Origin of the sequence: Clostridium frigidicarnis (assembly GCF_900111985.1) — a bacterium.
GTDB lineage: Bacteria > Bacillota > Clostridia > Clostridiales > Clostridiaceae > Clostridium_Z > Clostridium_Z frigidicarnis.
On the sequence record NZ_FOKI01000018.1, the window covers coordinates 36474 to 49939 of the forward strand.

General features: G+C 27.9%; 11 protein-coding genes. 6 read left to right on the top strand and 5 right to left on the bottom strand.

Features of this window, described 5'->3' with window-relative positions; translation table 11 throughout:
• Positions 1-569: 569 nt before the first annotated feature.
• The 4 genes from BM119_RS11730 to BM119_RS11745 all read right to left on the bottom strand — a co-directional run bounded on the left by BM119_RS11730 (position 570) and on the right by BM119_RS11745 (position 3359).
• On the bottom strand, positions 570-998 hold the full coding sequence (locus BM119_RS11730) for a gamma-glutamylcyclotransferase family protein (RefSeq protein ID WP_090041694.1): 429 nt from the start codon (positions 996-998) through the stop codon (positions 570-572).
• On the bottom strand, positions 998-1642 hold the full coding sequence (pcp, locus tag BM119_RS11735) for a pyroglutamyl-peptidase I (protein WP_090041695.1): 645 nt from the start codon (positions 1640-1642) through the stop codon (positions 998-1000). The genes BM119_RS11730 and pcp overlap by 1 nt, the downstream gene beginning before the upstream one ends.
• Before the next feature lie 104 nt (positions 1643-1746).
• On the bottom strand, positions 1747-2676 hold the full coding sequence (locus BM119_RS11740) for a DUF979 domain-containing protein (RefSeq protein ID WP_090041697.1): 930 nt from the start codon (positions 2674-2676) through the stop codon (positions 1747-1749).
• Between the two features lie 11 nt (positions 2677-2687).
• Entirely contained in the window at positions 2688-3359 is a 672-nt protein-coding gene (locus tag BM119_RS11745; protein ID WP_090041731.1) for a DUF969 domain-containing protein, read from the bottom strand.
• 374 nt (positions 3360-3733) lie between these two features.
• Here BM119_RS11745 and BM119_RS11750 point away from each other — a divergent pair, with 374 nt between their 5' ends.
• The 3 genes from BM119_RS11750 to BM119_RS11760 are packed head-to-tail and all read left to right on the top strand — an operon-like array spanning position 3734 to position 6753.
• Positions 3734-4774 carry a M42 family metallopeptidase gene (locus BM119_RS11750; protein WP_090041699.1) on the top strand — a complete coding sequence of 347 codons (1041 nt, stop codon included), beginning with the start codon at positions 3734-3736 and terminating at the stop codon, positions 4772-4774.
• A complete protein-coding gene (locus tag BM119_RS11755) occupies positions 4765-5766 on the top strand; it encodes a M42 family metallopeptidase (RefSeq protein ID WP_090041700.1) in 1002 nt (333 codons plus the stop codon). The genes BM119_RS11750 and BM119_RS11755 overlap by 10 nt, the downstream gene beginning before the upstream one ends.
• A gap of 12 nt (positions 5767-5778) precedes the next feature.
• Positions 5779-6753 carry a M42 family metallopeptidase gene (locus BM119_RS11760; RefSeq protein ID WP_090041702.1) on the top strand — a complete coding sequence of 325 codons (975 nt, stop codon included), beginning with the start codon at positions 5779-5781 and terminating at the stop codon, positions 6751-6753.
• Between the two features lie 230 nt (positions 6754-6983).
• Here BM119_RS11760 and BM119_RS11765 read toward each other — a convergent pair whose 3' ends face one another.
• Positions 6984-7556: a cob(I)yrinic acid a,c-diamide adenosyltransferase gene (locus BM119_RS11765; protein ID WP_090041704.1), complete on the bottom strand. Its 573-nt coding sequence runs from the start codon at positions 7554-7556 to the stop codon at positions 6984-6986.
• 801 nt (positions 7557-8357) lie between these two features.
• Between BM119_RS11765 and BM119_RS11770 the strand changes: the two genes are divergently transcribed.
• From BM119_RS11770 to BM119_RS11780, 3 genes are all read left to right on the top strand, one after another.
• A complete protein-coding gene (locus BM119_RS11770; RefSeq protein ID WP_090041705.1) occupies positions 8358-9986 on the top strand; it encodes a hypothetical protein in 1629 nt (542 codons plus the stop codon).
• Positions 9987-10394: 408 nt separating this feature from the next.
• A complete protein-coding gene (locus BM119_RS11775; protein WP_090041706.1) occupies positions 10395-12299 on the top strand; it encodes a S8/S53 family peptidase in 1905 nt (634 codons plus the stop codon).
• Between the two features lie 569 nt (positions 12300-12868).
• A complete protein-coding gene (locus BM119_RS11780; protein ID WP_090041707.1) occupies positions 12869-13381 on the top strand; it encodes a hypothetical protein in 513 nt (170 codons plus the stop codon).
• The last annotated feature ends 85 nt before the right edge of the window (positions 13382-13466 follow it).

A 13466-nucleotide genomic window follows, 5' to 3' on the forward strand; every position in this document is an offset into this window, starting at 1 on the left:
AACAAACTATCTGATGAACAGTTAGTATTGTTGGTATAAAAAACTTTATATGGCGTTAAGAAATCCGATTGTTTGAACTCCGTGAGTTAGTGGGATTTAGCCATGTGAAGCTTTTTACATTATTTAGATGAATTGATAACTATGATTTTGATTTTTTAAATAGATATACTTTAAAAGTGTGTGTGAATAAGTATTAGCAAACTATCTGGCGAACATTAATCAATACTTTTTTATAGATTAGAATGATATGTGTAGCCAGCTAGTTTGAGCTATTTAGACATTACTTTACATGAATGACTATTTTGAAGTGTGGATCTATAACAATAAAATTATCAAATGAAAATAGAATGATAAGCGTTAATAAACTATCAGATAAACCGTTAGTATTCTTAGTGAAAAAAGTGTTGCTTCCGTTAAAAAATTTCAATTGTTTGAACGTAGTGAGTTATTGAATTTTAGGAAGTAATGCTTTTTTCATTTTAGAATACTAGGTGAAATCTGCTTGTTTATGGTGCTTATCATTCTATTTTCATTTTTAGATGAACTTTTATATTAAAAGTAATTTTTAGTTATTTTTTATCATGTAGCATGAATTTTTTCCAATCACCATGGTGAACATGAACTGCATGTTTATCAAATTCATGTTTATCATTCATATTATAAACATAAGTATAAGCATTAACCTTTTTATTTGAATCTACCAAAGTAACCTCTAATAATTCTCTGTTATACTCATTGTTAGGATCACCTTCTGAAATAAAGCCTTCCATTTGGTCAAGGTCTTTAATTAAAGCATCGAAATTTTTAACTTCAATAACTTCCCCAACTATATCAGTATCACCTTTAAGTAATGCAGGATAGCCTTTATTAGGCATATGATATAGTTTTCCTTCTGATACTTTTCCAAGTTCTCTTGAAATTACTTTTCCAGCAAGATATTTATCAAAGTTGAAAAAGCCATCTCTTAAGCTTCCGTAAACAAATAAATAATTTTTCATTAGCAAATAGTCCCTCCAATTGCTTTTATATCAGCGTTATTTTCTACTGCAGCCTTAATTGCGCATTCTAGGCCTTTTGTTATATGTTCTAAGGACATGGATGGAACATTTCCTTTTGTAACAGCCTGAGATGGTATAAATGGAACATGTATAAAACCACCCTTTATGTTATCAAATTTTTTGTCTAACATGTAAAGTAGTCCGTACATAACGTGATTACATACAAATGTACCTGCGGTATTAGAAACTGAAGATGGTATTCCATTTGAACGCATTTCCTCAACCATGGCTTTTATTGGAAGATTAGAGAAATAAGCATTTTCTCCATCTTCAAATATTGATATATCAAGTGGTTGGTTACCATCATTATCTTTTATCCTAGCATCATCTACGTTTATAGCCACTCTTTCAGGTGTTATATCAAATCTTCCACCAGCCTGTCCGATACATATAACAATATCAGGTTTATGAGTAACAATAGCCTCTTCTAATTTTTCTAAGGATTTTCTGAAAACTGTAGGTATTTCTACTTTTATAACTTCAGCACCAGCTATATTGGAGTTTATTTTTTTTACAGCCTCTAAAGCTGGATTTATTTTTTCTCCACCAAATGGATCAAAACCTGTAATTAAAACTTTTTTCATTATAAATTACCCCCTACTTCAATTAGAAGGATAGCTTTTAGCTACCCTTAATATTTTAAACATTTTTAATTGATTTATGCTATTTTAATATTGGTTTATTTTACTTAAAATGCAAAGAAGTACATTATGATTATGTGAATTATTAATAATGTTATTGCAACTGGAGCTTGTGCTTTTATAACTCCATTTTTATCTTTCATTTCAAGTAATGCTGATGGAACAACGTTAAAGTTTGCCGCCATAGGAGTAAGCAATGTTCCACAATATCCAGCTGTTAATGCTAATGCTCCTGTAAGAGCTGGGTTAGCACCTTGACTGAAAACAAAAGGTATACCTATACCAGCTGTTATTACAGCAAAAGCAGCATATGCATTTCCCATTATCATAGTAAATATAGCCATACCAACACAGTATGCAATAACTCCAAGTAGTATATTTCCTTCAGGAATTACTGATGATATACCTAAAGATATTACATCACCAACTCCAGCTGCTGTAAATACAGTTCCAAGTGCTCCTAGTAATTGCGGTAGTATACTTGATGGACCAACTTGTTGAATCATTCTATTACTATCAACAGCTACATATTTAGTAGGTGCTTTAGTTATTATAAATGTCAATATTAAACCACCAATTACAGATATACCTATGGCAACCTGACCACCTAATTTAGTATATTGGGCTATTCCGAATGCTAAAGCAGCCAGTATAATTGATGGAACAAATATTTTTCCACCTATCTTTTTAGCTTGTTGTTTTCTAAAACCTTCTTCAGGGTTAACGATAGTACCAATCTTAACTTGCTTTGTAACAGTTAAAACTCCAAGTACTAAAAGTAATCCACCTATAAATGTAGCAGGTATGTATTTTCCGAATATAAATATTAATCCTAATATAAACCAAAATAGAGCCGTTCCTATTTTTGATGTATGTTTATCATCCTTTAGAACAAATCCTGCAGTAACTAACATTAAGATACCAGTTAATATGTAAAAACCTTCTAAAAGAATATTACTTATAGCTTTTATGTCCATGATATACCTCCTTACTTATTTCTCTTTGCATATTTTCTAGCAAGTTTTCTATCCAATAAGTAATTGAATATGAAAACTACAACAAATGTACATATTGCTATTGGCACAGAGGCCTTGGCAACATCAGATGGGTCAACATTATAGTTAAGTTTTTCTAGAGTTGAAACTATAAGAAGAACTCCACTGTTAGCTATGAATATGTTTTGAGCAAAGAAGTTACCATAGTTTTCAACAGCTGCAGCATGAGCCTTTATGCTTTCTTCATCATCTTCATCTAAAGGTCCATATTTGCTAATTGCAGCTCCCTGAGCCATTGGATTTATTAAGGGTCTTATAAATTGAGGATGACCGCCAAGTCTTAATGACATTGCAGCAGCAACTTCTCTTATAAAAGTATAAAAACTTAATAATTTACCAGTAGTTACATTTTTAGCTCTAGATATAAGTTCAGTAGCCATTTCACGTAAACCATACCTTTCACATATACCTATAACTGGAAGTGTAAGTACGAATAATGTCATATATCTAGTATCAACGAATGAAGTACCAAGAATGTTTAGGATTTCAGTAAAACTTAGTCCAGATACAAGACCAGTTGCAAGTCCAGAAACTAAAACAACTGCTATAATATCTAGTTTTAAAGCAAATCCTAAAACTACAATTAGCACACCGATTAATTTAATCATGAATAATTGCACCCCTCTTTAATTATTTTTTAGAAAATTTAATACTATTCATATTATTTCATTAATGTAAATTATAATGATAATAATATTAAATTTCAGTAGTCTAGACTACAAAAATAATCTTTATTTAAAAAAAAATAAAACTAATTGTTAGTTTATCAAAAGATTAGGTTTTATATTCATACAAAAATAATGATTTGTAATTGGGAAAAACTAATTATTTTTAAGATATGAGCTTGTAATATACAGATAATTTTGAAAAAAGAATGGACACTTATTTGAAAGGTAAAAATGACATTGGTATAATTAATTGTAAGAATGTTTAAAAAATAAAGAGGGATGGTGAAATAAGCATTAAGCTTATGAATAATATGGATGAGAAGATATTTTTAAAGCAGTTAAGTGAAGCACATGGACCAAGTGGTAAAGAAAAATGGGTACATCCGTTAATTGAAAAGGCTTTTCAAGATTGTTGTAACATAAAAAAGGATAATGTAAATAATCTATATTTAACAAAGGAAGGAACGGGCAAAGGTAAGATTATGATTATGGCTCATTGTGATGAAGTATTTTTGATGGTTTCAGAAATCATTGATAAAGGATATCTGAAAGTTAAAGGTACTGGGATAGATCCGAAAACTTTAGTATCACAAAAAGTTTTAATTCATGGGTATAAAAAAATTGAAGGAATAATAGGCATTAAACCACCTCATTTAATGAATAGTGATGAAAGAGAAAAAGCTATTACAATAGATGAAATATTAGTTGATACAGGATATTCTAAGGAAGAATTAGAAAAGATAGTTAGAGTTGGAGATTATATAACAATAAAAAGAGAAATGGTAGAGTTACTAAATAATAATGTGGCTTGCAAATGTGCTGATGATAGAGCTGGAATTGTTGCCATGAAGTGTTGTTTAGATGAAATAAAAAATATAAACCATGAATTAGATGTTTGTTTTGTTGCATCTTGCCAAGAGGAGACTGGAATAAGAGGAGCAAGAGTTGCTACTGCAAATGTTATGCCCGATATAGGAATTGCTATAGATACAACTTTTGATTCTGGTTTACTTGGAGACCAAGGTAGAGAAAATAAAATAGGACAAGGACCAGTTATATGTATTGGTCCTAATATACATCCAAAGGTTAGAAAAAAAATTATGTCAATAGCTAAGGAATATAACATACCTTTTCAATTAGAGGTTGAACCAGGACATACAGGAACAGATGCATGGAATATTCAAACAGTAAAAGAGGGGGTTCCTACCTTATTAATATCTATTCCTATTAAGCATATGCATACATCAGTTGAACTTATAAATATAGATGATATTAAAAATACTGGTAGACTTATTGCAAAATTTATAGAAAAGCTCAAGGATAGTGAATTGGAGGAATTATTATGCTTTTAAAAAGACTTTGTGAAGCTTCTGGACCATCAGGATTTGAAGGTGAAGTTAGGAGTTTAATATTAAAAGAAATAGAAAACTATGCTGATGATATAAAAGTTGATGTTATGGGGAATATAATTGTGCATAAAAAGGGTAAAGGAAAAAAAGTGCTTATAGATGCACATATGGATGAAGTAGGTTTTATAATTACAGGGTTTAACCAGGATGGAACCTTAAGATTTTCACCATTAGGTGGAGTGAATTCAAAGATAATACCATCGAAAGTAGTTTTAATAGGGGATAAAAAAATAAATGGGGTAATTGGGGTAAAGCCAATACATCTTCAAAGTAAAGAAGAAAGGAAAAAAGGACTTGGGTATAAGGATTGTTTTATAGATATAGGGGCAAATAATAGAAAAGAATCAGAGAGTTTAATTGAACTAGGTGAATATGTTGTATTTGATACGAAATTTGAAGAATTTGGACAAGGACTTATAAGTGGTAAGGCATTTGATGATAGGATGGGTTGCTATGTATTAATAGAAGCCTTAAAAGAAAATTATAATTGTGATTTATATGGGGTATTTACAGTACAAGAAGAAATAGGAGACAGGGGAGCATATGTTTCAGCATACAATATTATGCCAGACATAGGTATAGCTTTAGAGGGAACAATATGTGCAGACATGCCATCTGTGCCAAAACATTTAAGTGCAACAGAAATAGGAAAAGGACCAGCTGTATCAATAATGGACAAAACAAGCATATTTAATGACGATATTGCTCAGGAAATAATTGATATTGCCAATAAAAATAGAATAATGTATCAAAGAAGACGAGCTATTGCTGGAGGAAATGATGCTGGAGCCATAATAATGTCAGGAGAAGGAGCTAAAGTTGCAACTATATCTGTTCCATGTAGATATATACATTCAGCCATATCAGTAGCATCTTTAGAGGATATAGAAAATACAAAAAAATTATTAATAGAGTATATAAAAACTTTAAATTAGGGGGAAGTAAAAGTGGAAAAACTATTTAAGGATATAATAGATGTTTATGGGGTTAGTGGTAGAGAGGGAAAGATAAGAAGATTTTTGTCTAATGAAATAAAAGATTTGGGCTATGATATATTAGAAGATAAAATGGGAAATTTAATAGTAAGAATAAATAAAGAAGATAAAAATAAAAACAATTTTATGATTTCAGCACATATGGATACAATAGGAGTTATTTCTACTTATATAGAAGAAAACGGAAAGATAAGAATTGGATCAATAGGAGACTTTCATGTAAAAGAAATGTGTAATACTATAGTTGTTTTTGAAAAGGGCATATTAGGAAGAACTTCAATAGATAAAGATGGTGAAAAAATAGAAGATATGTTTATTGATATAGGGGCAGATAATAGAGAAGAAGTACTTAAGTCAATTAAAGAAGGTGATGTAGCTTTCTTTAAAGGAGAAACATTAAGTCAAGATACATTATTGCTATCACCAAATCTTAATAATAGAGTTGGGTGTTATGTATTATTGAAAACTCTTAAGGAGATAGCCGAAGATAATGAAGTAAAAGAAAGACTAAACAAATTAGAAAATAATATTTATGTAGTGTTTACAGCTCAACATAATTTAAATTCAAGAGGAGCTAGAGCAACTACTCACTCAGTAAATCCTCAAAAGGCATTGGTTATAGATGTTGAGGAAGGATTAAAGCTTGGAGAAGAAATAGGACTTAAGATAATGGATAAAAGCCTAATAATACATGATGAAATAAGAGATATGGTAGAAGATGCAGCAAAAAGAAATAATATCAAATTAAAAGGAATAACATCAAAAACTCAAAGTGATGGAGGATCTATTCAACTTAATGGATTAGGAGCAAAGGTTGGAGTAGTTACGATACCTTGTAAATATATGAATACAAATGAAGAAATGGTTAGCATGACTGATGTAGAAAACTCTATTAAATTAGTGAAAGATATAATCTTAAATTCATAGATGTATTTTATTGGTATATGTATCTATGAAAAATGAACCGTGTACTATAAGGAATAAAATTATATATTTAGGCACATTCAAAAAAATAACAAGTCAGTATGCTAGTCTATTTTCTTTCATGTGCCTTAATAAAAAATAGTAGGTAAATTTGTTCTAAAACAAGTTTACCTACCGTTTCTTGGTACTATTAATTTAAGAATATGTATAACTTAAAATCAATTTGTAACTCATTAAATCCAAGGTTTCATTATGGTTTCGTCTTCATTAAGACTATAATTTATAAAACGAGATACAGCAAATAAATAATCAGAAAGTCTATTTATATACATGTAGCTTTCAGGGTAAGTTTCGGCATTTATCTCATTTAAATATTTTACAAAAACTCTCTCACATCTTCTTGCTATAGATCTACAAACTTGACAGTATGTAGCTTCTTCACTACCACTATATAATATGAAGTGTTTTTGTGGAGGCGTTTTAGAATAAATAATATCAATCATTTCTTCTAGCTCAGTAACATGACATGATTTTATTTTTATTTCAGAAAATCCTAGAGAAATTTCAACACCCATATTATAAAGGGCATTTTCAATATGGACAATAAAATCCATAAGTTCTTTTTTGTCTGTATATTTAAATGTAGAGTTAATCTTTAATAATGCATTTAAATATCCTAGTGAAGAATTAAGCTCATCTATATCACCTTGAAGATTTATAAAAGTGCTATCTTTGCTTATTCTTTCACCTAATAAATTTCCAGTAGTTCCTTTATCCCCAGTTTTAGTATAAATTTTCATTCTCATCACCTTTTCATAAGTAATTTATTAATTAGATTCTACACCAAAAAAGTGTACTTTTCAACGGTATGATTAAATAATATTTATAGATGTGTAAAAAGTTTTTATACAATGGTTGTAATAAGCATATGTGTAATTTTTTTGATAACTAAAATAAATAGAATAAAAATAAATTATTTTTAGTATAAATTAAATATATTAGTAACAATTAAAAAGCTTGAATTTTGTAGTATGTGGGATAGAGAGAAAAGTTATGTATGTAAAAAAAATACCTCTACATTTAAGTAGAGGATTAGGAAGAGTGATCATTATGTACTTTATTTCAAGTACCTTTCTATAATTCTTAAGGACCAAGTTTGTATTACTATCATGTATTACTACTATGTAGTCACTTACATTGTATATAAAATGGAAGAAAATATAAATATTAATTGTAAAAATTGCACTTGAAATGTAATACTTAACCTTTAGGCACATTCAAAAAAATGACAATTTAGTATGCTAGTCTATTTTGTGCCATACTGCATCAGCAATATTAACTCATAGCCTATACTATGAACTAATACCACCTCCTTGTCTGACACAAAGTATATATGGCATCTTTGACTTGATATTTTCTTTCATGTACCTTAGTATAAATTTAAAAAGTTAAAAAATTTACAGAAATAGTACAATATTATATAAATCTTGAACTTTATACATAAAGTTAAGAAAAAATAACTTGATATACGGTATATAATACTATATAATATATTACAATATACTTTGTTTTCGTGAGGCATAATAATATAAGAGGAGAGATATTTTATGAATCGTAATATTCCAAAAGTAAAAATGGGGAAGAAGTCAGTTATTATAACTATTATGGTATTATTACTAATTTTGATTGCTGCAAATTATATAATATTGTTCCCACTTAATATCCAAAATCCATCATTATGGATATATATAATAATTGGGTTAGCAGTTATAAATGTTATATTAAGATTATCTAAAAATAAAAAAATACAAAGTTTAGCATCTAAATTGTTGATGTTAGTTATAACGATTTTTATTATAACTATAATATCATCACTTCCTGTATTTAGAAGTAAAGCTTATAGAAGTTTAATAAATAATGTAGAATACAAGGAGTTTAATTCTAGTGTATCACCTATTGATTTAAAAAAGGTACCTATTATAGATGATGAATTAGCTAAACTTTTAGCAGATAAAAAGCTAGGCGAGATTCCAGCTTTAGGTAGTGAGGTTGTAATAGGAAATATGACTATTCAATCAGTAAAAGGAGAATTATATTATGTTGCTCCATTAGAACATTCAGGATTTTTTCAATGGTCTAGGAATAAACAAGGAACTCAAGGATATATAATGGTAAATGCAACAAAAACTAACGATGTACAACTAGTTACAAAAGTTAATGGAAAAGATCTTAATTTAAAATATTTAAATAGCTCATATTTAAATGATAATTTGAAGAGACACTTGTATTTTAAAAATCCAACAGGATTATATACAGATTATTCGTTTGAATTAGATGATGAGGGAAATCCATATTGGGTTGTAACAGAATATAGTAGGGCAATTGGTTTCTCAGGGGAGAAGGCTAAAGGAGTTTATATTGTAGATGCTCAAACAGGTGGTACAACAAGATATTCTATAGAGGATACACCAAAATGGGTAGATAGAATACAACCTATAGATATATCAGTTAATAATTTTAATTATTGGGGTAAATATGTTCATGGATTCTTTAATTTTTCAAATAGAGATAAATTAAAAACTACAGATGGAGTAAAAACTGTTTATTACGGTGATGAATGTTATTACTATACAGGTATAACTTCTGTTGGCAAGGATGAATCTTTAGTTGGGTTTGCTTTAATGAATTCAAAAACAAATGAAGCTACAATATATAATGTGGCAGGTTCTACTGAAAAGGCAGCAATGTCATCAGCAGAAGGTAAGGTTCAAAATTTAGGATATACTGCAACTTTTCCAGTTTTGGTTAATATACAAGGACAGCCTTCATATTTTATGACTTTGAAAGATAAAGGTGGATTGGCTAAGATGTATGCCATAGTAAATGTTGAGCATTATAATATAGTTTCAACGGGAGAAACTCCAGAAGAGGCTGTGGCTGGGTATATAAAATCATTACAAAACTCAAGTGTTTCAGGAGATGTTGATAATACTGGTATCTCAAAAACAATAGAAGGTACAGTGCAAAGAATAGGAATGTCAATAAACAATGATGAAAGCACATGTTATATAACTTTATCTGAAAATCCAAAGGAATTGATTCTTGTTCCAACAAGTGTTTCTAAGAAAGTTCCATTAACAAAAGAAGGAGATAAAGTTAAGATTAATTATATAGAAAGACCTAATAGTGACATAATAGCTAATGAGTTTGATAACATGAGTTTTGAACTTAAGTAGTATATAAACAAGTTTTAAAAATTAACTAAATATAAATTTACAAAGCTATGAATATAGGGTGTTTTAAGATATACCCTATATTTCATAGCTTTTATTTTTAGCAAAGCTATCAAAATTATTATGATAATAAAATTATTTAGGATAAGGCACATTCAAAAAAATAACAAGTTAGTATTCTAGTATATTTGAATTGTTATTTTCTTTCATGTGCCTAATATTAAAATTGCTGTATTGTCTATAGAGTAGTATCCTTAAATTAATCTTAATATTATTAAATCAACCTTAAAGATTAGGGAAACAATACCAATTTTAAGTAAAATGTAATATATATAAATTAGAGCCTTAAGAGGGTAAAAAATATTTGAACATTTTTTATTTATTGACAACAATCTTTATGGAGGATATTTAATGTATAAAAGTTTTAAAACAGGGTTATTAAAAATAATGGCGTTAACAATGTTATCTGCAATGTCATTTGGATTTATACCACAAAATGTAGGAGCAGAAGAAATAAAAGGTGTTGTAAATGTTCCTTTGTCAATTGAGGCAAAGGAGCAAGTTTTAAATAAGATATCACCTAACATAATTGGAATTGAAAATAAACTTAATGAAAATAAAGATCCTGATGAAATTCTTAGAGTCATAGATGAGCTTGAAGGTAAATTAGGAATAAAATTAATGGATAAGGGAGAAAAACCAGGTCAAGAAGAGATAAATACAGTAGAGAAAAGTCACAAAACTATTAAAGAAAGCATTGAAGCTTTAGAAAATAAAGATATAAGGCATTCTTATAAAAATGTTATAAATGAGTTAAGTCTTGATATAAAAAAATCTAAAATAAATAAAATAGAGTCTATTGATGAGGTTTTTAGAGTTATAGAGGCTACAGAATATAATCCAGAAATGAATAATAAAAGAAAAGAAATTAAAGTTGAGGAAGCTTGGGAAAATTATAGTCTTAAAGGAGAAGGAACGGCTGCAGCTATAATAGATTCAGGGGTAGGATATGATCACAAAGGTTTTATGAATCAAGAGAATAAAAGTAAGGAAAGATTAAATAAGCAATTACTTGAAAAGATAAAACAAAGTGGAATAATGCATATTGATAAAAACACAGAAAATTATTTTAGTGATAAGTTTGGAGGTTCTTTAATTCCAGCAATATATTTAATGAGAAATGCTAAAGAAATAAAAGCTGAAATTTTGAATGATAAGGGTGAAGTAGTTAGAAAAATAGGAACTATAGAAGCTATTAAAAAACAGATATCAGCTATGAGAGAGATAAGATGGGATGGACAAGTATATAATGAAGAAACTAAACAACTTGAAATAGCAAAAGAAGGACAATATACGTATAAATTAACAATTACAATTGGTTTTGAAGGTGCTAAGGAGCAAACATTGGAAGTACCAATAAAAATAGATATTACGGCACCAGAAGTTAATATTTTAAAATATGAAAAACTAGGGGATAATGAATTTAAAATTTATTTTAATGTAAATGATAACATGTCAAAATTTGATAATAAGAATACAATACCTATTTTAATAAATGGAGAGTTAAATGAAGAAGCTACAAAACAAGAAGCTGTATATGATAAAGATAAAGGAGCTTTTTATAAAATTCTTAAAGGACTAGAAGACAATACATTTAATGAAATAACAGTAGGTGCATTTGATAATGCTAAAAATTTTGGAGCATCATCAATAGCTATTAAAATTGGAGATGTAGCTCCAGCCAAGGTTGAAGTTGATGGGTTAGAAATATCAACTGAAGTTGAACCTATGATTGTAGATAAAAATGAGATAGCTGTAACAGGAAAAGTATCAAGAAAAATAAAATCACTTAAAATAGGTGGAAATGAAGTAGAGTTTTCAAAATCAGATGAAAATGGAATTGTAAAATTTAGCTATGATTTAAAATTAAAACAGGGGTTTAATACAGTTAATATTAGGGCAGAAGATTTCGATGGAAAGGTTATAATTGATTATGGTGGAAAATTTATTTGTGATACAATTAACCCAACAATATCAATAACTAATCCTGAAGTAAAAGGTGGTAAAATATATACAAATGGAAAATCTCAAATCATATTAAAAGGAATAGTTTATGATAATTTAAATAACTATGAATTTTACGCAGATGGGGAACTTATAAAGAAAGAAATTATAGGTGGCTATAATAATACAGAAATAAATAGATATAATTTTGAATTAAGATATGATAATGTTAAAAATGGACAAAATATAAACTTAAAGGTTATAGATGATGTAGAAAATAAAACTGAAGTTAATTTAACTGTTGTTAAATAGATTACTGATTTTAAAATAATAATAATCTATAGGGGCATATTCATATATTATTATGAGTATGCCTTATTTTTGTATTGTAAATTGAAGTATGTATTTGTTAATAATTCTATATAAATAATATATAATTTATATTAAATCAATCTTAAATATTATAAAACTTTTAAATTGTGGAAGGAAATAGATATTATATATAGAATTACTATATTTACAGAATTATTGAATTTTTACGTGTTCATATATCAATACCTTATTGAGGTTTATATATGTTTAATAATATACGGGTTATTTTGACAAATAATTTAAAAGTAATAAGAATATAGTTAATATATAAATTCTAATTAATAAAGTTCATAGTTATGAATTACTTAAATCACAGTTTAAAGTGAAATAAATAAATTCATTTAACATTTAAATGGTGAAAAGAATACCACTAAATTAAGATTCGTTCTATTTAATAAAGAAAAACAATCACATGAACAAAAGATGGAATATTCTAAAAAATGACATTTTGTATTAAAAAATTAACAAAAATATTATATGATTTTTTGACTAGTTAAGGGGGAATAATATTGGATAAGAAAAATAAAATAATATTAATAACAGTAGTTATTTTAATTATATTAGGGGGTGGAGGCTATATGATGTATAGCAAAAATAGAGGCTGTGTTCCACCTGAATATGAGTACTCAAAAGTTGTTAATGAAAAATTTGTTGTTAAAACAACTGAAGGGTATGAAAGTGAAGTTGTTAATTTAAGTCAAATTGAAGATTTCATAAAAAATGTAAGCAAAAAAAATAAAGATAATTTATCTATTATAGAGTATATGAAAAAAGGTAAGATACTTAAAGTCTCAAGTTTAATGAAGTTGGATTTTGATGAAGAAAGTATAAAAATAACTTATTTTAATGTAGATAATGAAAAAAAATTTAAAGAAGATAAAACTGAAACTTACGAAAAAATAGTTAAAACAGGAGATAATACTAGTAGCAAAATAGTTGCATTAAAAGATAGCTTACAATCTCCATTAGATGGGGAAGTTCTTCTTACTTATCAACAAAGTAATGTAAAAGAATATAAGTAGAAATAAAAAGCATAGGCTTTTTATATAAGGCTCATTCAAAAAAATAACAAGTCAGTATGCTAGTTTATTTTGTGCTATACTGCGT

Coding starts and splice junctions, on each gene's coding strand:
- pcp (WP_090041695.1), bottom strand. CDS start 1,642: ATGAAAAAAGTTTTAATTACAGGTTTTGATCCATTTGGTGGAGAAAAA.
- BM119_RS11770 (WP_090041705.1), top strand. CDS start 8,358: ATGAATCGTAATATTCCAAAAGTAAAAATGGGGAAGAAGTCAGTTATT.
- BM119_RS11755 (WP_090041700.1), top strand. CDS start 4,765: ATGCTTTTAAAAAGACTTTGTGAAGCTTCTGGACCATCAGGATTTGAA.
- BM119_RS11740 (WP_090041697.1), bottom strand. CDS start 2,676: ATGGACATAAAAGCTATAAGTAATATTCTTTTAGAAGGTTTTTACATA.
- BM119_RS11775 (WP_090041706.1), top strand. CDS start 10,395: ATGTATAAAAGTTTTAAAACAGGGTTATTAAAAATAATGGCGTTAACA.
- BM119_RS11750 (WP_090041699.1), top strand. CDS start 3,734: ATGGATGAGAAGATATTTTTAAAGCAGTTAAGTGAAGCACATGGACCA.
- BM119_RS11765 (WP_090041704.1), bottom strand. CDS start 7,556: ATGAGAATGAAAATTTATACTAAAACTGGGGATAAAGGAACTACTGGA.
- BM119_RS11730 (WP_090041694.1), bottom strand. CDS start 998: ATGAAAAATTATTTATTTGTTTACGGAAGCTTAAGAGATGGCTTTTTC.